The sequence below is a fragment of the Palleronia abyssalis genome (assembly GCF_900302445.1).
Lineage (GTDB): Bacteria > Pseudomonadota > Alphaproteobacteria > Rhodobacterales > Rhodobacteraceae > Palleronia > Palleronia abyssalis.
This window is the reverse complement of the sequence record NZ_ONZF01000001.1, coordinates 587285-609505: the sequence shown is the minus strand read 5'-3', so window position 1 is coordinate 609505 and position 22221 is coordinate 587285. Positions and strand designations below refer to the sequence as shown.

General features: G+C 61.7%; 24 protein-coding genes. 14 read left to right on the top strand and 10 right to left on the bottom strand.

Annotation, left to right across the window (positions count from 1 at the left end; translation table 11 throughout):
- Nucleotides 1-15: 15 nt before the first annotated feature.
- Nucleotides 16-897 (top strand): NAD(P)-dependent oxidoreductase, encoded by an 882-nt coding sequence (locus tag PAA8504_RS03065; protein ID WP_108892656.1) that lies wholly within the window; start codon nt 16-18, stop codon nt 895-897.
- Between the two features lie 567 nt (nt 898-1464).
- Here the strand turns inward: PAA8504_RS03065 and PAA8504_RS03055 are convergent.
- The 5 genes from PAA8504_RS03055 to PAA8504_RS03035 all read right to left on the bottom strand — a co-directional run bounded on the left by PAA8504_RS03055 (nt 1465) and on the right by PAA8504_RS03035 (nt 6014).
- Nucleotides 1465-1968, bottom strand: a complete 504-nt coding sequence (locus PAA8504_RS03055) for a TetR/AcrR family transcriptional regulator (protein WP_245897498.1) — start codon at nt 1966-1968, stop codon at nt 1465-1467.
- Between the two features lie 444 nt (nt 1969-2412).
- Nucleotides 2413-3231 (bottom strand): 3-deoxy-8-phosphooctulonate synthase, encoded by an 819-nt coding sequence (gene kdsA / locus PAA8504_RS03050; RefSeq protein WP_108892655.1) that lies wholly within the window; start codon nt 3229-3231, stop codon nt 2413-2415.
- A gap of 2 nt (nt 3232-3233) precedes the next feature.
- A complete protein-coding gene (locus PAA8504_RS03045) occupies nt 3234-4025 on the bottom strand; it encodes a 3-deoxy-manno-octulosonate cytidylyltransferase (RefSeq protein ID WP_108892654.1) in 792 nt (263 codons plus the stop codon).
- Nucleotides 4025-4984, bottom strand: a complete 960-nt coding sequence (locus PAA8504_RS03040) for a KpsF/GutQ family sugar-phosphate isomerase (protein ID WP_108892653.1) — start codon at nt 4982-4984, stop codon at nt 4025-4027. The genes PAA8504_RS03045 and PAA8504_RS03040 overlap by 1 nt, the downstream gene beginning before the upstream one ends.
- Before the next feature lie 43 nt (nt 4985-5027).
- On the bottom strand, nt 5028-6014 hold the full coding sequence (locus PAA8504_RS03035) for a GT-B fold glycosyltransferase domain-containing protein (protein ID WP_108892652.1): 987 nt from the start codon (nt 6012-6014) through the stop codon (nt 5028-5030).
- A 327-nt stretch (nt 6015-6341) separates the two neighbouring features.
- On the opposite strand from PAA8504_RS03035, the gene PAA8504_RS03030 reads away from it, so the two are divergent.
- From PAA8504_RS03030 to PAA8504_RS03020, 3 genes are read left to right on the top strand one after another with little or no spacing between them, the layout of a single operon-like run.
- Entirely contained in the window at nt 6342-6761 is a 420-nt protein-coding gene (locus PAA8504_RS03030) for a hypothetical protein (protein WP_108892651.1), read from the top strand.
- A complete protein-coding gene (locus tag PAA8504_RS03025; RefSeq protein WP_108892650.1) occupies nt 6758-8092 on the top strand; it encodes a relaxase/mobilization nuclease domain-containing protein in 1335 nt (444 codons plus the stop codon). Before PAA8504_RS03030 ends, PAA8504_RS03025 begins: the two co-directional genes overlap by 4 nt.
- 33 nt (nt 8093-8125) lie before the next feature.
- Nucleotides 8126-8329: a hypothetical protein gene (locus PAA8504_RS03020; RefSeq protein WP_043846442.1), complete on the top strand. Its 204-nt coding sequence runs from the start codon at nt 8126-8128 to the stop codon at nt 8327-8329.
- A gap of 32 nt (nt 8330-8361) precedes the next feature.
- Here PAA8504_RS03020 and PAA8504_RS03015 read toward each other — a convergent pair whose 3' ends face one another.
- Entirely contained in the window at nt 8362-8730 is a 369-nt protein-coding gene (locus PAA8504_RS03015) for a phosphoglycerate kinase (RefSeq protein WP_108892649.1), read from the bottom strand.
- Nucleotides 8731-9066: 336 nt separating this feature from the next.
- Between PAA8504_RS03015 and PAA8504_RS03010 the strand changes: the two genes are divergently transcribed.
- Nucleotides 9067-9330, top strand: a complete 264-nt coding sequence (locus tag PAA8504_RS03010) for a hypothetical protein (RefSeq protein WP_108892648.1) — start codon at nt 9067-9069, stop codon at nt 9328-9330.
- A 3-nt stretch (nt 9331-9333) separates the two neighbouring features.
- Here the strand turns inward: PAA8504_RS03010 and PAA8504_RS03005 are convergent, their stop codons facing one another.
- Together PAA8504_RS03005 and PAA8504_RS03000 are read right to left on the bottom strand one after the other, a co-directional pair.
- Nucleotides 9334-9783 carry a hypothetical protein gene (locus tag PAA8504_RS03005; RefSeq protein ID WP_108892647.1) on the bottom strand — a complete coding sequence of 150 codons (450 nt, stop codon included), beginning with the start codon at nt 9781-9783 and terminating at the stop codon, nt 9334-9336.
- The gene (locus PAA8504_RS03000) at nt 9780-10016 is read right to left on the bottom strand and encodes a hypothetical protein (protein ID WP_108892646.1); all 237 of its coding nucleotides are present in this window, start codon (nt 10014-10016) and stop codon (nt 9780-9782) included. The genes PAA8504_RS03005 and PAA8504_RS03000 overlap by 4 nt, the downstream gene beginning before the upstream one ends.
- Before the next feature lie 545 nt (nt 10017-10561).
- Here PAA8504_RS03000 and PAA8504_RS02995 point away from each other — a divergent pair.
- Nucleotides 10562-10741: a hypothetical protein gene (locus PAA8504_RS02995; protein ID WP_043846432.1), complete on the top strand. Its 180-nt coding sequence runs from the start codon at nt 10562-10564 to the stop codon at nt 10739-10741.
- 36 nt (nt 10742-10777) lie between these two features.
- On the opposite strand, the gene PAA8504_RS02990 is transcribed toward PAA8504_RS02995, so the two are convergent.
- Nucleotides 10778-12244 carry an RES family NAD+ phosphorylase gene (locus PAA8504_RS02990; RefSeq protein ID WP_219928891.1) on the bottom strand — a complete coding sequence of 489 codons (1467 nt, stop codon included), beginning with the start codon at nt 12242-12244 and terminating at the stop codon, nt 10778-10780.
- Between the two features lie 122 nt (nt 12245-12366).
- The gene (locus tag PAA8504_RS02985; protein WP_108892645.1) at nt 12367-13275 is read right to left on the bottom strand and encodes an ArdC family protein; all 909 of its coding nucleotides are present in this window, start codon (nt 13273-13275) and stop codon (nt 12367-12369) included.
- A 501-nt stretch (nt 13276-13776) separates the two neighbouring features.
- On the opposite strand from PAA8504_RS02985, the gene dcm reads away from it, so the two are divergent.
- The 8 genes from dcm to PAA8504_RS02945 all read left to right on the top strand — a co-directional run bounded on the left by dcm (nt 13777) and on the right by PAA8504_RS02945 (nt 22201).
- Nucleotides 13777-15045 (top strand): DNA (cytosine-5-)-methyltransferase, encoded by a 1269-nt coding sequence (dcm, locus tag PAA8504_RS02980; RefSeq protein WP_108892644.1) that lies wholly within the window; start codon nt 13777-13779, stop codon nt 15043-15045.
- Nucleotides 15038-15493, top strand: a complete 456-nt coding sequence (locus PAA8504_RS02975; RefSeq protein ID WP_108892643.1) for a very short patch repair endonuclease — start codon at nt 15038-15040, stop codon at nt 15491-15493. The genes dcm and PAA8504_RS02975 overlap by 8 nt, the downstream gene beginning before the upstream one ends.
- Before the next feature lie 3 nt (nt 15494-15496).
- A complete protein-coding gene (locus PAA8504_RS02970; protein ID WP_219928890.1) occupies nt 15497-16843 on the top strand; it encodes an MvaI/BcnI family restriction endonuclease in 1347 nt (448 codons plus the stop codon).
- A gap of 2 nt (nt 16844-16845) precedes the next feature.
- Entirely contained in the window at nt 16846-18279 is a 1434-nt protein-coding gene (locus PAA8504_RS02965; RefSeq protein WP_108892642.1) for a DUF8370 family protein, read from the top strand.
- 215 nt (nt 18280-18494) lie between these two features.
- Nucleotides 18495-19058 carry a hypothetical protein gene (locus PAA8504_RS02960; protein ID WP_146190441.1) on the top strand — a complete coding sequence of 188 codons (564 nt, stop codon included), beginning with the start codon at nt 18495-18497 and terminating at the stop codon, nt 19056-19058.
- Entirely contained in the window at nt 19055-20425 is a 1371-nt protein-coding gene (locus PAA8504_RS02955; protein WP_108892640.1) for a 7-cyano-7-deazaguanine synthase, read from the top strand. Before PAA8504_RS02960 ends, PAA8504_RS02955 begins: the two co-directional genes overlap by 4 nt.
- A complete protein-coding gene (locus tag PAA8504_RS02950; protein ID WP_108892639.1) occupies nt 20422-21606 on the top strand; it encodes an XRE family transcriptional regulator in 1185 nt (394 codons plus the stop codon). Before PAA8504_RS02955 ends, PAA8504_RS02950 begins: the two co-directional genes overlap by 4 nt.
- On the top strand, nt 21584-22201 hold the full coding sequence (locus PAA8504_RS02945; protein WP_108892638.1) for a PIN domain-containing protein: 618 nt from the start codon (nt 21584-21586) through the stop codon (nt 22199-22201). The genes PAA8504_RS02950 and PAA8504_RS02945 overlap by 23 nt, the downstream gene beginning before the upstream one ends.
- Nucleotides 22202-22221 lie beyond the last annotated feature (20 nt).

The window sequence follows — 22221 nt, the reverse complement described above, 5'->3', positions numbered from 1 at the left end:
AGGCGAGGTGAAGGCATGGCGGCGGTAGCATTTTTGGGATTGGGCGTGATGGGCTTTCCCATGGCCGGGCATCTGAAGGCCGCGGGCCACGACGTGACCGTCTACAACCGCACCTCCGCCAAGGCCGACGACTGGGTCGCCAAGCACCAGGGAAAGCGCGCCGACACGCCTGCCGCCGCCGCCGCCGAAGGGGCCGAATTCGTATTCACCTGCGTCGGCAACGACGACGACCTGCGCGGGATCTGCACCGGCCCGGACGGCGCGTTTCAAGGCCTGTCCGAGGGCGCCATCTTCGTCGATCACACGACCGTGTCTGCCATGGTCACGCGCGAGCTTGCCGAAGCGGCAGGCGAGAAGGGTGCGGCTTTCGTGGACGCGCCGATCTCGGGCGGTCAGGCAGGGGCCGAGAAGGGGGCGCTGTCGATCATGTGCGGCGGGCCGCAGGAGGCGTTCGACCGCGCCCTGCCGGTGATGGAGTGCTACGCCAAGATCTGCCGTCGCATCGGTGAGACCGGCGCGGGCCAGACCACCAAGATGTGCAACCAGATCGCCATCGCGGGGCTGGTTCAGGGCCTGTCCGAAGCGCTGCATTTCGCCGAGAAGGCGGGGCTGGACGGCCGCGCGGTGGTCGAGGTCATCAGCCAGGGCGCCGCAGGGTCGTGGCAGATGGAGAACCGGTACGAGACGATGCTGGACGGCCAGTTCGACCACGGCTTCGCCACCGATTGGATGCGCAAGGATCTGGGCATCTGCCTGGCCACCGGGGACGAGATCGGCGCGCCGCTGCCCGTCACCGCGCTGGTCGATCAGTTCTACAAGGACGTGCAGTCCATGGGTGGCGGGCGCTGGGATACGTCGTCGCTGATCGCGCGACTGCGCAAGCTGTCCGGGGAATAGCTTTTCCCTATTATCCACGAGAAAAAGCAGGGCTTTCGGAAATGCTTGGCCTGCTTGCCTCGCGAAGGCCCCGGCTACGCCATAACGTAGTCGCTTCCAGCTAGGGCAAATCAGCCAATCTTCTGGGCTGCCTCCCGGCATTGATCACCGTATTCGTGAGATCCTGCCGACTTTTGCGGACCGCGGCTGCCACGGCGGCGGCCATGGGCGGGGAGGCGAGGCCTGTGCTCGAACCCGCCACCACCACGGCGATGGCGAGGATCAGCGGCGATGGTGCGAGGGCGATCCCGGGCATGCCGGCGCCGGCGACGCTGGCCGCCCCCACGGCAACGCCCGCGCGCCGATCCGCTCGGTCAGGACCGCCGAAGCGACGATCGCGACGCAGTAGGCAGCGAACGAGCTGCCGGAGATGATCCCGCTGAGCGATGGGCCGAGCCCCAGATCGCCGTCGATCTGCGGCAGGAACAGTCCGAAGGCGAAGCGGGCGAATCCGTGTAGCAGACTGCGATCAGGTCGAAGCCTGTCGCGCCGATGCGAAGGGCGGGGCTCAAGTTCGTGCCCTCTCGATCAAGATGGCCGCCGCCCCCCGTGCTGCGGACACGGCGTCTGCGCCCCTGTAGACCGCCGCGTGGGTCGCCCCTCGAGGAGAACCAGGACCCGCTCGGCCAGGACCGGGTCTTGGTGTCCGAGGTCTGCTGCGACGACCTCCTCGATCCGTTGACGAAACGCCGCCTTGTGCATCGCGACGGCCTCGGCGATCTCGGGCGTGTCGCCCCCGGTTTCCGCGAGGGATCGCAGGAACAGGCAGCCCCGCGTGCCCTCGACCAACACCCAGTCTTCAAGCGCTTCGAACAGCGCGTCGACGCTCTGCACCTCGAGCCGGGCCATGAAGCGCCGGTCCCGCTCCGTCAGCACGCGCGCCATGAGCTGCGCTTTGCTCCCGGCATGCTTGTAGAGCGTCCGGCTCGACATCCCCGCGGCAGCGGTCAGCCGGTCCATGCCGGTGGCCATGTAGCCGTGCCGATCGAAGAGCCGCTCGGCCGCGGCGGTGAGTTTGGTCGTCATGTCCATGGCAAGATTCTTTCGGTATCCATGACCGACAAGGCAAAACGTACGTTTCACATTGCATGTAAAGAACGCGCAGAGGGCAGCTCCGTCCGTGAAGCTGGTGCACCGCAAGTTTGGTGCGCCTCCTGCTTTTTCTGTGGGTAATGGGGAAGATTTTCGTTCCGAGAATCCTGCCGCACGAAGGGCCCGGGCACACCGTCATCGGTGCCGGGCTCTGGTCCGTTCGGGTGTGATGGGAAGGTGGCGGCGCCGCCGGGTTGGTCGCGATGTCGGGACGGGGCGTCACCCCCGGCCGTTCGGTCTCACCGGTGATCCCTGTCGGTCAGAATCGGTCGGGTGCCAAACCGACCGACCCCTCCCGGGATCGCTGTCTTTCCATCTGCGCGCGGGGCGGGTTCTGACAGTGCACCGTGAAGGCGAGATGAACGCGCCGCGCGGTGGGCCGGATCAGCGGCCCTTCATCAAGTCGTCGATCTTGCGCAGAGTCCCGATCAGGTCCGCCATCTGGTCCACGGGGATCATGTTCGGCCCGTCCGACGGTGCGTTGTCGGGATCTTCGTGCGTCTCGATAAACAGGGCCGACACCCCCACCGCGCAGGCCGCGCGGGCCAGCACCGGCGCGAACTCGCGCTGGCCGCCGCTTGTCGTGCCTTGCCCGCCGGGCTGCTGGACCGAATGGGTCGCGTCGAAGACGACCGGATACCCGGTGCGCGCCATGATCGGCAGTCCGCGAAAGTCCGACACCAGCGTGTTGTACCCGAAGGACGTGCCCCGGTCGCAGAGCATGATGCGCTCGTTGCCGGTGCTTGCGATCTTGGCCGCCACGTTCTCCATGTCCCAGGGCGCCAGGAACTGGCCCTTCTTGACGTTGATCGCGACACCCGTCTCTCCGGCGGCCAGAAGAAGGTCGGTCTGACGGCACAGGAACGCAGGGATCTGGATGACGTCGCACGCCTCGGACGCCGGGGCGCAGTGGTCGGGCAGGTGCACGTCCGTCAGGGTGGGGCAGCCGAACTCGTCGCGGATCTTCGACAGGATGGACAGGCCTTCTTCCATCCCCAGCCCGCGCGCGGTCTTCAGGCTGGATCGGTTGGCCTTGTCGTAGCTGGCCTTGAAGATGAAGCGTGTACCGGTGGGCGCGCAGGCCTCGGCGATGCGGGTCGCCATCATGCGCGCATGATCCAGCGACTCCAGCTGACAGGGGCCGGTGATCAGGGCGATGGGGTTGGTGTCCCCGATCTCGATATCGCGGATGGTGACGGACATGCTCAGACCTCGATCTCATGCAGGACGGATTCGATGCGCGACACGTCCCCGGGGTTGTTCAGTTCCCAGAACACCCGGCCGCGGCCCTCGACCTCGACACAGGTGACGGGCCAGCCGTTCTCGATGAAGCGCAGCTGTTCCAATCCTTCCAGACGCTCCAGCGTACCTTCGGGCAGGGTGCCATAGGCCTGCAAGGCGGCGCGGGTGTAGGCGTAGACTCCGACATGGTGGAAGACGGGGATGTTGGCGGGATCGACCTTGGCCGGGTCCAGCCACGGGATCACCTCTTTCGAGAAATAGAGCGCGGTGCGGTCGGGGCGGAACACGGCGGTGGTGCCGCCGACGCGCCCGGCCTTCCGGTCCTCGACGAAGTGGCCATAGGTCGTGGCATCGCATTGCAACACCGGGGTGGCGACCGCGGGGCCGTCCGCCATCGCGTCGATCAGCGCCTCGACGAACCACGGCGGCGTCAGGGGCGCGTCGCCTTGCAGGTTGACGATGACGTCCGCGTCCAGCCCCGCAACCTCGACCGCCGCCGCGCAGCGTTCGGTCCCGTTGCGGCAGGTTTCGGGCGTCATGATGACCGATGCGCCGAACGCCCGCGCCGCGTCGGCGATCCGGTCGTCGTCGGTGCAGACGTGGACCTCCGGGGCGCCCGCGACCTTGCGCGCGGCCTCCCACGTCAAGCGAATGAGGGATTTCCGCGTCCCGTCGGGCAGCGTCAGCTCGGCCAGTGGCTTGCCCGGATAGCGGGTCGAGGCATAGCGGGCGGGGATCAGGATGGCGGTTTTCATCAGGCGACTCCGGCGCGCAGAAGGTCGTGGATATGCAGGATGCCCACCGGGCGGGCGTCGTCGTCGGTGACCACGAGGACCGAGATTTTCTTGGCTTGCAACAGCGCCATCGCCTCTGCCGCAAGCCGGTCGGGGCCTAGCGTCACGGGCGCGGGGTTGGCGACATCGCCCGCGGTGCGGGTCAGAAGGTCGGCCATGTTGCGGCGCAGGTCGCCATCGGTGACGACACCGGCCAGACGACCCTCGGGGTCGATAACGGCGGCGATTCCGAGGCCCTTCGACGTCATCTCGATCAGGGTCTCTGACATGGGTGTGTCCTTCGCAACCCGCGGCAGTTCGGCCCCGGTATGCATCAACTGTGCCACGCGGGCCAGTTGCGCGCCCAGCTTGCCGCCCGGGTGGAAGACGCCGAAGCCTTCCGCGGTGAAGCCCCGAAGTTCCATCAGGGCCACGGCCATCGCGTCGCCCAGGGCCAGCATCAGCGTGGTGGATGTGGTCGGCGCCAGCCCCATCGGACAGGCCTCGGGCACCTGCGGCAGGCACAGCCCGTGCGTTGCGGCTTGCATCAGGGTCGACCCCTCGCGCCCCGAGACGGCGACGATCGGCAGCCCGAAACGGCGGCAATAGGCGATGAGGTCGCCAAGCTCGGCCGTCTCGCCCGAGTTCGACAGCAGAAGGCACAGGTCGCCCGCGCCGATCATGCCAAGGTCGCCGTGGCTGGCCTCGGTCGGGTGGACGAAATGCGCGGGCGTCCCGGTCGAGGCCAGCGTGGCCGCGATCTTGCGCCCCACATGGCCCGACTTGCCCACGCCCGCCACGATCACCCGGCCTTGCGCGGCGTGGATCGCCCGGACGGCGGCGGCAAAGCCCGCGGGGATCGCGGCGGCCAGCGCGGCCAGTCCCCGGGCCTCGGTCTCCAGCACGCGGTGCGCGGCCTCCAGAAGGGTGTCGTCAGTCATGCGCGCCGTCTTACGCGCGGGGGCGGCCGGGGTCAAAGCCTGCTCAACGCATCCACAGGTTGGCGTTCTTCAGCCGGTTGCGGATCGCCTGTTCGCGGCGGGGCAGGTCTGCGCGGTCGAACATGCCGCGCGCCTTGGCGCCCTTGTTTTGCAGGATGAAGCGTTGGAAGGGCTCATGCTCCTTCAGGACCTTCTTGACCTTGTTCGAGGCCATCGCGGTTTCGGCCGCGGCGACGGCCTGATCGCATTCGCGCGCATAGAGAAGTGGCATCATGCGGTAATGCGTGGTGATGTCGCCATCGAGGCCCGAAAGCTCCGGCCCGGGCCGACCCCCGCCGAATGAATGAATGACCAGCGGCAGGGCCACCTGGTCGAGCCAGGGGTCGAAGGATTGCAGCGCCGCGGCCTCGGGCGGATCGTCGCGGATCGCCAGCGCGTAGTCGAGGAACCGTTGCCCGAATTCGGGGCCCGAGCGGTGAAAGAACCAGCCCGCGTTAAAATAAAGGTACCGCTCCCAGTACTCGTCGGGCTGGGACGGATCCAGCGAGCTGTCGAAGTCCAGCCCGAACTTGTCGTAGAGCGATGTCCAGATCTCGGCATATCCCGGGCCATACAGCTCTAGCTCGGGCCAAGTCCCCTCGCGCCGCATCGACGCGGCGGGACGGTCGAAATCGAAGTTCACCTGATCGAGCGGGCCATGCGCCAGCGTGTCGCTGTCGAAGAAGACGAAGGGCGCATCCGCGTCCAGCACCAGAAGTCCCTCGATCTTGTTGCCGTAGGGATAGCGGCTGCCGAAATGACGGGCCTCGAACGGGCGGATCTCGGCGTTCAGCTCGTCGGTCAGAAGGCCGCGCAGCTCGGGCGCCATCGTCGGATCGCCGTGCCATGCGCCACCGGGCTGCGGCTCGAGCACGATGAGGCGGCCGGGAAAGTTCGGCACGGCGTTGCGCAGGCTGGCGGCGAACAACGCGGCCTCGACCCCCACGCGGCCGCCTTGCCCCACCACTACGATGTCGAACGGTTTGGCCATGTCATGTCCCTGCGGTGACGTCTGGCGATCGCCTAGCACACCCCTAAGGCGCGGCGAAGCAGCTTGACCGCAAAAGCCGGGATTTAACAACGGCCCGCGCGCATACGGAACCGATATGCGTCATTTTACAGGTCTGTGCCTGCACGTTCACCAGTCCGGGGCCAACATACGCGTATGCGTCTGCGGGACCGTCGCGGTCAGGATCCTTCGGGGAGGGACAAACAATGGTGGACCCAACAGGAGCGGAATCGAACCGCCTGTTCGAAGTCCTCCAAGAATGGGAACACCATCTCGCACCTTATGATCTAAGCGATCTGAGGTGCGGCGATGAGCACCTTAGATAGACGTTTCAATAAGTTAGCCAAGGATCAGCGGCCCAAGTATCCGCCGCCGTTCTCGCTGCGCCTCACCTTCGATGAGCGCGCCAAGCTGGACATGTTGCGAGGCAGCATGCCGCTGGGGCGGTATATCCGCGAGCAAGTGCTCGGGGATGATGCTGCGCCGCGCAAGAAGCGTGGGCGTTATCCGGTCAAGGATCATGAAGCCCTCGGGCGTGTCCTGGGCGCGCTCGGCTCATCGCGCTTGTCTTCCAACCTGAACCAGCTCGCGCGCGCTTCCAACAGTGGCTCGCTGCCCGTCTCGCCCGAGACAGAAGCTGACCTTCGTCAGGCCTGTGAAGATGTGAAGGCCATGCGGCAGGAACTGCTGCGGGCGCTCGGCAGCATAAGCGACGGGGGTGAGCCATGATCCTGAAAGGTTCACAGCGCGGGAACGCGGCCAAGCTCGCCCGCCATCTTATGAACGAGCGGGATAATGAGCATGCCGAGCTGCACGAGCTGCGCGGATTTGTTTCCGATGTGCAGCTCTTGGACGCCTTGCTCGAAGCGCAGGCCGTGGCCAAAGGCACGCGCTGCCAGCAACATCTTTTCTCGCTCAGTCTGAATCCGCCGGAGGACGAGCGTGTCGATGTCGAGCACTTCGAAACGGCCATTGAAATGGTCGAGCAGCAGCTTGGCCTGGACGGGCATCCCCGCGCCATCGTCTTCCATGAGAAGGAAGGCAGGCGGCACGCGCATGCGGTCTGGTCGCGGATCGATTCCGAAACCATGACGGCAAAGAACCTGCCATTCTTTAAGCGCCGCCTTATGGAGGTCTCGAAAGAGCTCTATTTCCAGCATGGCTGGGACATGCCCAAGGGCATTGTCGATCAGGCCTTGCGCAACCCGCTGAATTTCAGCCGCGCCGAATGGCAGCAAGCCAAGCGGGCGATGGCCGACCCTCAGCTCGTCAAGGCGATGTTCAAACAGGCCTGGCAGTCTTCCGACAACGCCGACACCCTGAAAGCCGCTCTGGAAGACAAGGGCTTCTTCCTCGCTCGCGGTGATCGGCGCGGCGTGGTCGCGCTCGATTATCAGGGCGAAGTCTACGCGCTGGCCCGCTGGTCGGGCGTCAAGGCGAAGGACGTTAAAGACCGGCTGCCGGGCGTGGACAAATTGCCAAGTGTGCAGGAGCGCCGCGAAGAGATAGCCAAGCGGATGAGTGCGCAGCTTCAGAAATACGCCCTTGAAATCAATAAGGCGTACCACCGGAAACATCCCTCCATTGAGTTCAAGCGGACCCAGATCGTTGAGCGCCACCGCGATGAGCGCAAAGCGCTGGACGAGGTGCAGCGTGCCCGCTGGGAACAGGAAACGGCGGCGCGGGCAGCGCGCCTTCCGAAAGGCATGGGCGGCCTGTGGAGCCGGATCACGGGCAAATACTCTCGGATCAGAACGCAGAACGAGCTGGATGCATGGCAATGCTATTGCCGGGATCAGGCTGAGCGCGATGGACTGGTGTCCCGCCAGCTTGATGAGCGCCAGCAACTCCAGCGCGCCGTCAAGCAAATGCGCGATCAGCGAAGCAAGGATATCGCCGATCTGCACCTTGAGCTGAGCGCTTATCTCTCGATGCAGCGCGGGCATACGACAACGGCCAAGGTGAAAGCCGATATCGCGAGACAGCCTGAGACCCCGAAGAAAGACAGGAGCCGTGGGCAAGACCGCTCACGTGGGTCTGGCCCTGATTTTAACCTCTAGCATCTGAAAGGAAAATTCATGCGACACATACTCATGCTTCATCTGGACGAAGCGCACGCGCGTCAGCTCGATGAGCTGCGCCAACATTTTCATCTGGCGGCGGACGACACCGTGCGCCTCGCCATCCGCCTGACGCACGCCCGGCACAAACAAAAGCCGGACGTGCTCGCGCTGGAGTTCAAACCGCGCGCGAAACGCGATGATTGGTACGATGATGAGGATCACATGCCTGAATAGCGCCGCCCAGCTTGGGCGGCGCTAACGCTGGCTTACCACCAAGCGTAGTAGAAGACGGTATCACCATCGACGATAGCTTTACGCGCTTTGGCGATGAAGGCCAGATCGTCTTCGACCTCCGATCCATCTGACGCGCCGAAGAAGAAGCCTTCGGTAGGCGGTAAATTCCCCGCCTCGATGTCGGCTTCCAGCCTTGCCAGATCAGTTTCGGTCAAGGTGACTGGCGTGCAGTTGAAGTCCTGCTGCTCGCCGCCCTTCTCGAAGTAGAGCGTTTTCATCCAACCGTGGAGGTTGGGATGCTTGCGCCAGTAGTGCAGCTCTCCCACATCCTGACCGGGCTTGAAATCGACCTCGCGCTCGAAGCTCTCATCTGAAATCATCGCATACATATCTAGTCCCATTGCTTTTTCCTTTCGTTTCTTGGGTTTCGTCCTGATGGACGCTCCCGAAACGGCAGGGACAAAAACGCAGGCGCTCATGGGCAACACGGGGCAAAGCCTGGTGCGGGCAGCCCATTGATCGGCAAGTCGGCCATGCCAGGGTTAGCGGCAAATCTGCTGGAAGGACGAAGCCGGAACGAAAGGTCAAAAGCCTGGGATGCTGGGGGCTGCCATGTGCCAGAGGCGATGGTAGCGGGGGCGATGTTCCCAAGAATGATGTGGATGGGGCGGCGACAGGGCTACGCCGGACCGCTGCCTCGATGCTAGGATGGTCGCTAAGAGCAGGAAGGAAGATGCATGACGAACAATATGTCGGGGCACTACGAGTGGCATCACAAGATATTGGAAGAAGAATTCGGGACGATTATTGAATGTCTCGGTGAAAAAGGCGCGTCGGTCATCGATATCGCGTTGACCCACAAGGGCGTGCGGATATGCGAGCTCTGCGATGGCTATTACGGCACAACGCTCTCAAAAGACCAGCTCGACCGTTTCATTGCCGAGTTGCAGGCGCTCTCCGATAAACTCGCGAAAGTGGAGCCTTCGGACGAAGGCTCCTGAATTCTACAGTAGGTCAAACATATCGGCCTGCTCGGGCGCTGCCTTTTCTTCTGACGGAAGAAAGATGGCTGCGGGACCTACAAGTACGCAATCGAGCTTACCCCATTTCACGGTCATGCCGTGATAGAAGCCTTCTGGCCGTCCAAGGGCAGCAGCGCTCATACGGGCGTTTTCGTGGTAGGTGATCGCCCTGCCGTTGAAGAACTTGCGCTCTATGATGCGGTAGGCTTGCACCGCGCGCTGGTTGCCGATGGACGCGCCGCCGACCGATACCCAAAGGGCATTTTGCCATTTGAAGGGTGAGCGGACGCGGCCCTCGGCGATCTTGTCGGCGCTGTACGAGGCGCTGATATCGCCTTCTCCGATCTGGCGGTCTCGCGTGTGGCACCATCTGCCAGACGCAAGACGGGCAGGATCAACAAAGAACTCCTGCGATTTGACTGGGGCGCTCATGAGCGCCCCGCATCGTTTGAGGTTTCGGGAGCATCTTCCAGCGGCAGGCGCAGGACAATGCGGCCATTGATCGGGCAGGTCTCAAGCTGAAGCGTGTAGCCCCGCCCGTCCTTGTGTTTCCATGCGGCTCCGACCTTGTTCCAATAGGCCTTCTCGCCTCTCTGGGTGACGTGCCAGGCCAGATAGTCCGGCGCGTTTTGGGGGTGGTTCTGGTTGGTGTTTTCGCGTGCCATGATCGTCTTCTCCTTGTCTTTCGGGCCTACTTGCTAACGCCCTCCCGACAGGCCGGAGCGAAGGATCAGGCTTCATGTTCAACACGGATTTTTGGCGCGGGCAGAGCATTGAAGGCTGAGCCGCTTCGGCCAGGGAATCGGGCAATCAGTTGCAAGTGGGCACGGAAAGACGAAGGGGATCGAACGGCACGGGGGAAGAAAACCCGCCAGCCTGACGGCCAGCCGCGAGAAACACTTGTCGCCGCTCGCCACCTACATTCGAGATAGAGCATCTGGAACAGGAGCCGCGCCGCTCGTGGTGATGCACGGAAGCGCCCTTCGCAAATGCTGATATCAGACCTCACCCTGTAGGCCGCCTATCCCGCCAGCGCTGCCGGTATTCACCGCCTAAAATCGATATCGAAGCTTCATCTACGCATCCACCTGTATGCAGGATCAAGTTCACCTCCCGAACCATCAGGCCTTCCATGGGCCGATGATGGTGTGAGCCGGGGCCGAAAGGCCCTGAGTGGTTCGGGGCCTCCTTGAAGCAAAAGGAGGAAACGATGAAACTCGTCTCACGCTTTGAAGCGGCATCCCGCAGCACTGCAGAATTGCATGGCCTTCTGGCCGAGGCTTTCAACGCCTTTGCGAGTGCCCCGCGCAGCAGCCAAGAGCGCCGCAACGCGCTGGCTTCGATGCGCAACATCGAAGATGAGCTGGCAGCGCGCGCGCCAGGTCTCTAACCGCCCAGCGGTCAGCCGTCAGGCTGGCCGCGATTCTCAAAAGCCGTAATCGCGCTTTTCGAAGCGATGCCGTCGCACTGAATGACTATTCGTATCGATCTGGACCGCGTTCACTTCATGCACACGCAAGGATTCAACATCGATCCTCAAAGCCGCATCCCGAAGATCGGCATCGAACCATTCGTCCCAATCCCCCAACACAGGTCCAAAAATCCCCGGCCCCCGCTCCTCCGTTTCGGGCTCGCCTTCGGCGGGCGGGACCTCTTCGCTAACATGGAAGTCAGGCTCCGGGCCATCCTCATAATTGGTGTATGTACGGGCACTGATCTCGGTGCCTTCGGGTATGTCTAACTCTTCGCATCGCGATGACTTATGGAACAGAACCGCGTTCACCCCGTTGCCCCCGACCTGAACGGAGGGGAACAGGATTCCATCAAGAGGTACTTGCCCTTCTGTTGACAGGTAGTCGGCAATGGCCTGCGTCGGCAAATACTCCATCTCCTGATCATCGGGCATCACGGGACGCGCCATGCGTCTGGAAAGAGTTCTTAAGAACGTCATTCTTCCCAAGCGATGGGCATAATCAGGATCGAAAATGCTACCGCGTTCATGAACATCGGCCAGAGCCGTTAGATCGAGTAGTCTCAGCGGTCGCGTGATTTCGAAGCGAGCCATGGCAACCCAGCTTCCGACAGGCGGACGGACTTCTGCCAGAACGATTTCAGGGGCGGTTGCCCCGTAGAATGCCGAGATACCGCGTGCATTCATCCGGCCTGCGCCAGCCGCCCATGCCGGTGGCGCTGCGAGCTCTTTATCGGGGCGTTCCATCGCCTTTTGCAGTGGCGGTTCTGACTGGAACACGCGCCCACGGAACAGATGGGTCAGCTCGGTATCGGGTCCGACGTCCATGACGAGCGAGCGCCCGTCAAGGGTGCGCATTTCATCGATCCGGTCAAAGAGGTCGCCCAAATGCGATGCGGCGGTGCGGCTGAAAAAGCGAGCTTCGGTCTTTATGAGGCGAACAAACTCCGTCCACTGCTCTTGCCATTCATGGTCGCCGGGCATGATTTCTTCATAATGGGCATCGGACGAAAACTCATCCTCGATCCCCATCTTTGCATTCTCAAAATCATAATGACGGAATTCCAGGATGGCCTGAATGTCTTCGGCGATCTCTTCTGATACATTGGCGGCATCCGCGATGGCATAAACGGTCTGCTGGCCTTCGCGATCCCATTCGTAATCAATTTCCTTATCGCGGAGCATCGCGTATTGATATGAGTTAGGTTCGTCTGATGTGCGTGAATAATGTGTCTCAAAAGCGGCTTCGACCCGATCTGCCAATTCCTCTAGCGTGATACATTCAAGCTCTTCGCTGCAATACGAACACTCGTCTTCTTCACCTTCGTGCTCGACGCAATTGGAAAGATAAGCTTCGCCGATACACCCGGCGCATATCTTCTTTTCTTCTAGTTCTTCACATTCTTCTGTTGTTATTGCCATGGTCTGCTCTCAATCCCTCGTAGAGGGTACTGGTTTGGAGAGGTCGACGGCAAGCCTGAAGACTTTCGAACCAGCTCGGCTGGCCGTGAGGTCAGCCGAAAATTTTCGGGGTTGGAGCCGCCCTAGGCGGCGGCTCCTTCTGTCTGTTCCCCCTCGATCACCGGTTGCAAACCGTGCAAGTAATCTGCAGCGCGCTGCGCATGGGCGGCGGCGGCAAAGATAGCGCGCTTGTCGTCCTTCAAGACCTTCAGCCAGCTTTGGATATAGGCGGCGTGGTCAGTGCCAGGCTCGGGGGTCAGCTCCAGATCGGCGCAAAGGAACGCCGCGCCCAGCTCGGCCACCAGTTCCTCGCGGGCGTAGCCTTCATCGCCCCAGCGCTTGCGCCCAAAGTCGCGGTCAAGGCGGCTCTTGTGCTTCGTCCAGTGGGTCAGCTCGTGGGCAAGCGTGGCATAGTAGGCCTCGGGGCTGCGGAACGTCTCGAATGCTGGCATCTGCACATGATCGCTGCCGTTCGCATAGTGAGCGCTGTTCCCGCCATGGCGGATGTCAGCAAGCGTGGCGGCGAAGAACGCCTCCGCATGATCGATCCGCAAGGCAGGATCAATGATCGGCTCGGGCTTGGCGTAGTAATGTTCGGGCAGGCCTTCGATCTGATCGACGTTGAAAACGCTATAGCCCTTCATGAACGGGATTTTGCGCTCTTCCTCGCTGCCGTCGTCCTGCTCTTCCCTCTTGGTGATGGTGTTAGCGTAGACCACCAGATTGCCCCGCTCGCCCTTGCGCACATGTGCGCCCATCTCTTTGGCTTGGCGGAACGTCATCCAGTACGGGGAGAGATATCCCGCCTCGACACTCGCGCCCCAGAGCATCAGCACGTTGATCCCGTTGTAGGGCAGCCCGTTGTGCCGCAGAGGCTTGGTGATCTTGCTTTCAAGGTTGCCGCTGCTCCAAGGCTTGAGCCATGACAGCTCGCCTTGCTCCAGATCGGCAATGATCTTGTTTGTTACTTTCTGATAAACATCTGTTTTCATGTCCTTATTCCTTCTTTGGATAGTCGGTTGCGCATGCAACCGGACTAGGCCCGCGCCAATGAGCGGGGGGAGGCCGTCAAGATCACGGGCGGCGGAGGGGGATCGCCCGTCCTGCACGAGCGTCAGCGAGGAAGGATGGGGAGACCGCCGGTCCGTGTCCGAAGCCATAGCGAAGGACTTGGTCTTGACGGAGGATGGGGCCGGAAGGTCCCCGGAAACGAAGCAGAAAGCCGGGCGGCTCCATAAGAGCCGCGCACTGCTGAAGGGTGCGCTTTGACGCGCGCCCGCACGCGCAAGGGATGGAAGCCGCAGGGCAGAGACCGCTATCGGCGGGCTCTGTTCACGACAGCCCGACCGCGAAGCGGTGCACCATGTCCAGCTACTTCAGAACGAACACAGCATCGGGGGGCAAAGTGTGGGATAACCCCAGGATATCGCTAATGTTCTCTTGATGTTCTTTTGACAACATGTCAGAATGATTCCCAGAGAAACGAGGGCAGCATGAACGAATTTTCCAGACTGAGGCAGGAAGCGGGCTACTCCATCGCACAGGCGGTCGAGAAGCTGGGCTACTGCGAGCGTACCATCTACCGGTGGGAGACCGGCGAGAGCGCGCCGCGAAAGGCCGCGCTTGAGACACTGCGCGCAATTGCCAAGAGCAAACCGCCCGCGCAGGGCAGCTTCCGCTTCATCGATCTGTTCGCGGGGATCGGCGGGATGCGCAAGGGCTTCGAGTCCATCGGCGGCAAGTGCGTGTTCACGTCAGAGCGGGACCGCTTCTGCGTCGAGACCTACCTCGCGAACCACGAATGCGACCATGAGGTGGCCGGTGACATCACTACGGTTCCGGTCGGCGATATCCCCGAACATGACGTTCTGCTGGCGGGTTTCCCCTGCCAGCCCTTTTCAATTGCAGGGGTGTCGAAGAAAAACTCGCTCGGTCGCCTGCATGGCTTCCGGTGCGATGCGCAGGGCACGCTCTTCTTCGATGTCGCCCGTATAATCGAGTATCACCGCCCCAAGGCATTCTTGCTGGAAAACGTGAAAAATCTGGTCAGCCACGACAAGGGTCGCACGTTCGAGGTGATCCGCCGCGCCCTGTCGAAAGAGCTGGGCTACCACATCCAGACCCGCATCATCGACGCTAAGTCTTTCGTACCGCAGCACCGTGAACGGATATTCATCGTCGGTTTCCAAGAGAACAACGGCTTCTCGATGGATGATATTGTGCTGCCCGATACGGCCCAAGGCCCGAAGATGAGCAGCATCCTGCATCCAGAGGACGGCAGCGAGGATGCCGAGCTTCGCTACACCGCAGGACCGAAGGCGAAGGTTCTCGATAAATACACCCTCTCCGACCATCTTTGGGGCTATTTGCAGGGCTACGCTGAAAAGCATCGCGCCGCCGGTAACGGCTTCGGTTTCGGGCTTGTCGGGCCGGATGATACCGCCCGCACGCTCTCGGCGCGCTACTACAAGGATGGTTCTGAAATTCTGGTCAGTCAGGGGCCGCGCAAGAACCCGCGCCGCCTGACCCCGCGCGAATGCGCGCGCCTGATGGGCTTTGATGGCCGCGACGGAAAGCCGGTAAAGATTCCGGTGTCGGACACGCAGGCGTACAAACAATTCGGCAACGCCGTTGTCGTGCCTGTGGTCGAGGCCGTTGCTCGCCACATGCAGCCCTTCATCACCGGAGCAGCCGGAGCGGACAGGACCGCAGAGCCGCCGAAAGCAAAGGCTGCGGCGGAGGAAGAGAAGGTCGTTGCCTGATATCGTAGACAGCAAGACGCGTAGCCGGATGATGTCCGGTATCAGGGGCAAGGACACAAAGCCGGAGCTAATGATCCGTAAAGCGCTCCACGCGCGCGGCTATCGCTACCGGCTGCATTCCCCTGCGGTTCCAGGAAAGCCCGACCTGTTCCTGCGGCGTTACGGTGCGGCGATCTTCGTGCATGGCTGCTTCTGGCACGGCCATGACTGCCACCTGTTCAAGTTGCCCTCGACGCGCACGGAATTCTGGCAGCAGAAGATCGACCGCAACCGCGCCCGCGATGCCGAAGTAGAAGCTGCCCTGCGCGAACAAGGCTGGCGGCGTCTGGTGATCTGGGAATGCGCGCTCAAGGGCAAGTTCCGCAAATCTCTCGATGCCGTACTGGATGAAGTTGCGGCATGGCTTGCGGGAGATTGCCGGAGCCTTGAAATCAGGGGGGCGGGCTAGAGCATGGCGAGACTGAAGGAAGCGTTACCCGATCTGACACTGGAGCAACTTCGCGGCATGATGTCCGAACTCGGGGTGAACCGCCTTTTGGTCAAGGAGCTGGCTCCGAACGATAATTCGAAAAACCAGCCCTATCTGTCGGGCAGCATGGAGGTTACGAACATCCTGCCCTCGGCCGATCCTTACGTGGACGAGACCAAGGACGGCAACCGGATCATGAAGGCGGCGCTACCGCTCGAATGGCTTCAACCGGACGGTACAAGCGCGCCCGCTCCGCATGCAAAATTGATCTTATACCCGCAATATCCGGAAGTGCGGTTCTCCGGTTTCCTTAAAGGTGCGCGGAACGCGCCCTCGGAGCTGCTGACAACCCGCCAGCCAGGGCGGCTTCTGTTCTTCGGCATCACTTTTGACCGCCGGATCATAGCTTGGTGCGCGGGGCCTGACAGCAAGCTCGCTCGCGCCCTGCGTGCCCTTGGTGATCTGGAAGTTGTCGGTGTGTTCCGGCGTATCCCCCTAGCCGTCCGAACAAAGAGTACACGCGATATCTTGCTGGAACAGCTCCTGCGTATTCACCGCGAAGACTGGATTGAATCAAAGGCCTTGCGCGCGGATGGTAGTCTTGTTCCGTGCAAAGCCTCGAACTGCATCGGCTATACGCTTGAAGCGGAGCTTGGCGTTGCGCGCAACGGACGAGCGGAGCCGGATTTCGAGGGATGGGAAGTCAAGGCAAACCAGGTCGGCAACTTTGCCCGCGTACCGCCGTCCAAGGTCATCACCCTGATGACGCCGGAGCCGACCGGCGGCGTTTACAGGGATGAAGGCGTGGAGTCGTTTATTCGGCGCTTTGGTTATGCGGACAAGCGCGGACGCGCTGATCGCCTGAACTTCGGCGGTGTTCACCGTGTCAATGAGCGGCATAAGGGTACGGGTATGACGCTCGTTCTGGACGGATACGATCACAACACAGGAAAAGTCACCGATGCTGACGGCGCGCTGCTGCTGGTGGATGACAAGGCCACCGTAGCCGCGTCGTGGAGCTTTTCGGCTCTGCTGGGGATATGGAGCAAGAAGCACGCGCAGGCTGTTTATGTGCCAGGCGAGGTCAAAAAGGTGCCGCAGCGTGAATACAGGTACGGCTCCATCGTGCGGCTCGGCGAAGGAACGAGCTTTAATCACCTCGTCGGCGCGCTTGCGAAGGGTGATGTCTATTACGATCCAGGGATCAAGCTGGAAGACGAAGCGAGCGCGAACCCCACAACCAAGAAACGGAGTCAGTTCCGGATCAAGTCGGGCAACATGATCGACCTTTATGACCGTATGGAAGAATACGATTTGACGGGGACTTAGCCATGGCGAAGATCAAGGACCCCCTACTGTTCTCGCAATATCACGGCATCGATCCTGACTCCCTCGATGCTGCGGGGCTGATTGATCCGTTCGTTGATGTTGACACGCAGCTGTTTATCGATCCGGTTCTTCTGGAGAAATCGGGAACACAAGCAATCCGCGAAAACGCGCACCGGATGTTCCGCTCCCATTTCTCGGATTTCGTACGGCTGCTCGCGATATCCCGTGCCGAGGGCGACGCCGCATGGAAAGGTGCAAGACGTCTGCTTGATCTGCAAGAGCCGCCGGAGAATGGGCTCGGCTACGGCGGAAGCGGTCGCTCCGGAAGTTCAAGGCCGGATGAAATTCGCGAGAAGATGATGCGGACGGCCAGCGAGATCATAGAGCTGGGCGCGGATGATCCCGAGATGATTTCGCTGATGGGATTCTTCGAGGAAGATATCGGGCCGGATACGATCAGTGATTTCACTACGCGGGTTATCCTTCCCGTACTCGCAGCGCTGACGGAAGAATTTTGCGTGGCGCAGGGCATACCTGTCACCGAGACCGATGTCAGCGGCGATCATCGCCTTCCGACCTTCGTGGATGGGGCCGGACGGACGAAGCCGCTACTGCTCGTGCCGTCCGATATCGTGCGGGAGTTGCCCGTCGCCAATGACTGGTCTGATATCGAGGCGGCTGCGTGCGAGAACGAGCGCATCCGCACACGGGTCAATGCGATGCTGGCAGGTATCGCAAGACCGACAATCTCGGACCGGAAATATGCACTGCGGCGGGCCGCGCTCGGCTCATCCGAGGATTTTCAGACATTTCTTGATGCGGTCAAGGAACACACAGCGTACTACGACAAGAGCGTCGATGCGCTCGGCTACTACAGACTGCGCGCCCTGTTCGCCAAGGGCATGGACGGTCTTTCGACCGGAGCCGCCTATAATTTTGCAGCAGGGCCGGAAGAAATCAGACGGCTCGTCCATGATACGCTAGAAGTTTTCCGTCATCATGTTGAGAACGGCAATCTGTGGGAAGAGCTATGGATCGGCGACAAGCCCAAGAAAGAACGGGCCGCACAGCTGATCTATTATGCCATAGCGGATTGCTATTGCAGGGCGAACAACGTGGACATATCGCCGGAAGCGAACATGGGCGGCGGTCCTGTCGATTTCAAATTCTCGCAAGGTTACGCCGCCCGCGTTCTGGTCGAGATGAAGCGGTCGAGCGGCACGGTGCGCCACGGCTACGCGCGCCAGCTCGAAATTTATCGCGATGCCTCGCAGACGAATTTCGGGATATTCGTCGTGATGGATTTTGGCGATCTCGGCGACAAGCTTGCACAGATCACCGAAATCAGGAACGCACGGATTGCTTGCGGTGAGCAGGCTTCGGACATCATTCTGATCGACGCCACACGCAAGGCCTCTGCCAGCAAGAGGCACTAGCCGGACTTCTGGCAACCGTGCATCGCAAGGAATCCTTCGATTCCGGCGAATCGGTGCAGCGCCTGCCGCTCAAGGCGCACCGTCGGTCCATAGATCTTGCACCGCGACAACAAGCCGCTGAAACCACCGTGTTTTAGCCACGCTACAAGTGCTCATCGACCTCAGTTTGACATTGTCAGCAGAATACTACATATTATCTGACATGGAGTAGAGCGATGAGTGATGGACCGCATAAAAGTTTGCCGTTGGGCAGGCACTGGAAGAACCTCGCCGAGCGCGCCGACAAGGCCGCGTACTCGGCCAGCGACGTGTCCGAAGCGCTTCCGGTTGCGCTCCGTCGAGAGTTTCGTGATGCACCGTTCGAACAGCTAAAAGAGGCGTTGGGTGTAGGCGATCAGGCGGGGTTGTTCGTGGCAGAACGGCCTCAACAGCTTGATGCGCTTCGCTATTCTTCTGCGGGCTCGGCTGCCGGAAACGCCCTGATCGACTGCGCCAAAGAGGCGCTGGCTGACGGGCTGACGGGTGAAGCCGCCTGTCAGCGTGCTGCGGAGGGCGCTCTCGAAGAATGCGCGCGCGCCAATTTCCGCAGCATCGAAGAACATTACTACCGTAATGCACCGGCCCAAAATGCCCGCCACGTGCGGGGGCGGATGGAAGAAGCGCGGCATGGCTCTGACTTCTCGGCGCTGGCAGAGAGCCTGCTGAAAGGCTCCGGTAAACGTGGACCTTCCGAAAAGCTGGTCAGGCATGAGGGCATCGATGCGGGGCCAGAGCTATGATAATCGACGCGCCACACCCCTCCATTTCCCGCAAGCTGTCCGTCGAGATTGTCGAGTCGGACGCAAAACGCGCGAGCGCTGACCATACGCTCGTCCTCGGATGCGACATCCGATTTTCGACGCGGAACCTTGAATCCTACGCCAACGCGAACTGGGAACCCGTCGTGTTCGACGCGATGGTCGTTGCGGCGGCGGTGGAGTATTGCGACCGGAGCCTGCGTCGCTCGGTGCGGGAATGGGCGCGTGACTATCGTCTCCGGCTGCCGGTCCATGAACCTGATCGCTGGAACACGCCCGAGGTCCTGGATGCGCTGCATGACGTGCTCGGCTTCCTGACGGGGGATCGCTGGCATTTTACGTTCGTGGCGCGCGTTCACGCGGAGCCGTCACCGCGCCAGCAATCCTTTGATCTGCCGCCGGATGCAAAAGCAACCCTGGCTTTCAGCGACGGGATGGATTCCCGCGCCGTTGCCGGACTGGTCGGTGCCAATGCCCGTCAGGCACTGGTCAGGGTCCGGCTCGGCACGAAGCGCTGCGACCGACCGCGTCGCGGCCAGCCTTTCACGGGCATTCCATACAAGCTCGGGAAATCGGTCCCGAATCCGGAGCCGAGCGCGCGCAATCGCGGCTTCCGCTTCGCGCTCGTCAGCGGGCTCGCTTCATACATCTGTCGGGCGGAACAGATCATTATTCCTGAGAGTGGTCAGGGCGCACTTGGCCCCGTTCTGGTTCCTGTAGCACACGCCTATCCGGATTACCGCAATCATCCGGCATTCCTGCGCCGCATGGAGCGCTTTCTCGGTGCATTGCTTGGCCGCAGCGTCGAATACACCTTCCCTCGCATCTGGCACACGAAGGGGCAGACGCTTGCCGCCTATCTCGGTCTCGGGATCGACCACGGCGAATGGAAGCGCACGCGCTCCTGCTGGAAAGGCCCGCAGTGGAGTTCGGTCGATGGAGAGTACCGGCAATGCGGCGCGTGTGCCGCCTGCATGTTGCGCCGCCTGAGCGTTCATTCCGCCGGTCAGATGGAAGCCGACGATACCTACATCGCAGCGGACCTGTCGGCTCCCGAGCTTGAAGCCAGCGTTCCGGCGACTTTCCGGAAGGCAAACAGGTCGTTTAGGGAGTACGCCATCGCAGGCGCTCTGCATCTGGACCACCTTGCCGATCTCACGAAGGAAGACGGTCGTCCGGTCCTTCGGCGGCAGGCACTGGTCCTCGCCGAGGCACTTGGTATGTCGGCGATCCAGACAGAACATAATCTCAAGGCAATGATCGCGGAACACGCGGGCGAATGGCGCGCGTTCGTCGCTTCGCTCGGCGACGGATCGTTCCTTCACAACTGGGTGCGAGGCAGTCGATGAACAATGATACGAAAGACAGACTTGATGATCATGCCGTGGGCGAGCGGCTTCGGCTGGCGCGCGAAGGCGCGCGAATTACGCAGGCCGATGCCGCCGCGTCCATCGGCGTGGCACGAACGACGCTTGTGGCAATCGAGAAAGGCCAGCGCCACATCCGCACGGGCGAACTTCAAAAGCTGGCGGCGCTCTACGGATCATCGGCCAACGCTTTTTTGCGCAGCGAAGCCGTGCATCTCGATCTGGTGCCGCGCTTCCGAAAGCTGACGCAGAGCGCCGAAGATGACGTGATGGAGGCGGTCGCCCTGCTTAACGATCTTGTGCGAGCGGAAGTCGAGCTGGAAAACGCCCTCGGCGTGACACGCCAGCAAAACTATCCACCGGAACGCCCGATCCTGCCAGGGAATGTAAAGGCGCAGGCCGAACAAGATGCGCAGGAGCTGCGTGACTGGCTCGGGCTGGGCTCTGGCCCGTGCTTCGATATCATTTCCATACTGGAGCTTCAGATCGGCATTCGAGTGTTTCTGCGGCCACTTCCGCCGAAGGTTTCCGGCCTGTTTGCCTATGATGAGCAAGCCGGAGCCTGCATTCTGCTGAATTCGAACCACCCTCCAGAACGGATCATTCAGACGGCCCTTCACGAGTTGGCGCATTTCGTTTCCGCACGGCGTCAGCCGGAAACGGTCATGCTTGAGGCGGGCCATTCTTCGCGCGAAGAAATCTACGCGAATACGTTCGCACGCTGTTTCCTGACGCCTGCGCGCGCCGTGCGGCAGCGATTTGCTGAGCTGACGGCGGGACAATCGCGCCTGACGCGGCGACATATCATCCTGCTGGCGCACGCGTTCGGCGTGTCGCGGGAAGCGATGACGCGAAGGCTGGAAGAGCTGGGTCTGGCGAAGAGAGGAACGTGGGATTGGTTTGTGGCCAATGGCGGAATTTCCGATGATCAGGCCCGTCAGGTGATCGGTGAGGAACCGAACCGGATGGCCCGCCTGTCCCCGCAACGCGGGCCGATACCGCCACGTATCGCGCTACTGGCACGAGAGGCATGGAAGCAAAACCTTTACAGCGAAGGTCAGCTTGCCAGACTGCTCAAGCTCGACCGTTTCGATGTGCGCGCTTTGGTTGAAGACGTTGATAGCGAGGAAAGCGAGGCCGATGAGTTGTTCAAGCTTTCCTGATTCGGCCGGGCGCCCGCTCGTCGCTGACGCCAGCGTTCTGATCAATTTGGACGCATCCGGTTTCGCCGAAACCATCATCACGGCGTCGTGCGGGGTCCTACATGCCACCAGAAACGCCGTCGATGAAGTGATGGAAGGCGAACGGCGTGGATATGGCAATGCGGGCGGCATGCGAATGCTGACAGAGCGCGGCCTGCTGCGCGTCGTGGATATCGGCGACAGGGAAGAGCCGGTCTATAGGGCGCTTGTAGAAGGTTCGGCCGCGCGGACGCTCGATGACGGTGAAGCGGCAACCATTGCCTATGCAGTCGAGAACCGTGCGGTCGCGCTGATCGACGAGAAGAAGGCGCAGCGCATCTGCGAAGAGCAATATAGCGGTACGCCGGTGGTGACGACAACGGACATGATGCTGCACGCAAGCGTGAAGGCAGCCCTAGGCGACCAGCATGTGACGGCGCTACATGCAGCTCTCATCAAAGCGCGGATGCACGTGCCACCCCATTATGTCGAAACCATGGTCGAGTTGCTGGGCAACCGGCGTTCCCTAGAATGTCCGAGCCTGCCGCGCCGGATCGTTGCGCGGGCAGCGCAATAGCGACATGCGGCGGGCTCAAT

What these genes read in the sequence shown, in the direction of transcription:
- PAA8504_RS02995 (WP_043846432.1), top strand. Translation starts at nt 10,562, where the DNA reads ATGAAACTCGTCTCACGCTTTGAAGCGGCATCCCGCAGCACTGCAGAA.
- PAA8504_RS02950 (WP_108892639.1), top strand. Translation starts at nt 20,422, where the DNA reads ATGAACAATGATACGAAAGACAGACTTGATGATCATGCCGTGGGCGAG.
- PAA8504_RS02960 (WP_146190441.1), top strand. Translation starts at nt 18,495, where the DNA reads ATGAGTGATGGACCGCATAAAAGTTTGCCGTTGGGCAGGCACTGGAAG.
- PAA8504_RS02970 (WP_219928890.1), top strand. Translation starts at nt 15,497, where the DNA reads ATGGCGAGACTGAAGGAAGCGTTACCCGATCTGACACTGGAGCAACTT.
- PAA8504_RS03065 (WP_108892656.1), top strand. Translation starts at nt 16, where the DNA reads ATGGCGGCGGTAGCATTTTTGGGATTGGGCGTGATGGGCTTTCCCATG.
- PAA8504_RS03005 (WP_108892647.1), bottom strand. Translation starts at nt 9,783, where the DNA reads ATGAGCGCCCCAGTCAAATCGCAGGAGTTCTTTGTTGATCCTGCCCGT.
- PAA8504_RS03015 (WP_108892649.1), bottom strand. Translation starts at nt 8,730, where the DNA reads ATGGGACTAGATATGTATGCGATGATTTCAGATGAGAGCTTCGAGCGC.
- PAA8504_RS03010 (WP_108892648.1), top strand. Translation starts at nt 9,067, where the DNA reads ATGACGAACAATATGTCGGGGCACTACGAGTGGCATCACAAGATATTG.
- PAA8504_RS03025 (WP_108892650.1), top strand. Translation starts at nt 6,758, where the DNA reads ATGATCCTGAAAGGTTCACAGCGCGGGAACGCGGCCAAGCTCGCCCGC.
- PAA8504_RS02955 (WP_108892640.1), top strand. Translation starts at nt 19,055, where the DNA reads ATGATAATCGACGCGCCACACCCCTCCATTTCCCGCAAGCTGTCCGTC.
- dcm (WP_108892644.1), top strand. Translation starts at nt 13,777, where the DNA reads ATGAACGAATTTTCCAGACTGAGGCAGGAAGCGGGCTACTCCATCGCA.
- PAA8504_RS03020 (WP_043846442.1), top strand. Translation starts at nt 8,126, where the DNA reads ATGCTTCATCTGGACGAAGCGCACGCGCGTCAGCTCGATGAGCTGCGC.
- PAA8504_RS03000 (WP_108892646.1), bottom strand. Translation starts at nt 10,016, where the DNA reads ATGGCACGCGAAAACACCAACCAGAACCACCCCCAAAACGCGCCGGAC.
- PAA8504_RS03040 (WP_108892653.1), bottom strand. Translation starts at nt 4,984, where the DNA reads ATGACTGACGACACCCTTCTGGAGGCCGCGCACCGCGTGCTGGAGACC.
- PAA8504_RS02945 (WP_108892638.1), top strand. Translation starts at nt 21,584, where the DNA reads ATGAGTTGTTCAAGCTTTCCTGATTCGGCCGGGCGCCCGCTCGTCGCT.
- PAA8504_RS02965 (WP_108892642.1), top strand. Translation starts at nt 16,846, where the DNA reads ATGGCGAAGATCAAGGACCCCCTACTGTTCTCGCAATATCACGGCATC.
- PAA8504_RS03030 (WP_108892651.1), top strand. Translation starts at nt 6,342, where the DNA reads ATGAGCACCTTAGATAGACGTTTCAATAAGTTAGCCAAGGATCAGCGG.
- PAA8504_RS03045 (WP_108892654.1), bottom strand. Translation starts at nt 4,025, where the DNA reads ATGAAAACCGCCATCCTGATCCCCGCCCGCTATGCCTCGACCCGCTAT.
- PAA8504_RS02985 (WP_108892645.1), bottom strand. Translation starts at nt 13,275, where the DNA reads ATGAAAACAGATGTTTATCAGAAAGTAACAAACAAGATCATTGCCGAT.
- PAA8504_RS02990 (WP_219928891.1), bottom strand. Translation starts at nt 12,244, where the DNA reads ATGGCAATAACAACAGAAGAATGTGAAGAACTAGAAGAAAAGAAGATA.
- kdsA (WP_108892655.1), bottom strand. Translation starts at nt 3,231, where the DNA reads ATGTCCGTCACCATCCGCGATATCGAGATCGGGGACACCAACCCCATC.
- PAA8504_RS03035 (WP_108892652.1), bottom strand. Translation starts at nt 6,014, where the DNA reads ATGGCCAAACCGTTCGACATCGTAGTGGTGGGGCAAGGCGGCCGCGTG.
- PAA8504_RS03055 (WP_245897498.1), bottom strand. Translation starts at nt 1,968, where the DNA reads ATGGACATGACGACCAAACTCACCGCCGCGGCCGAGCGGCTCTTCGAT.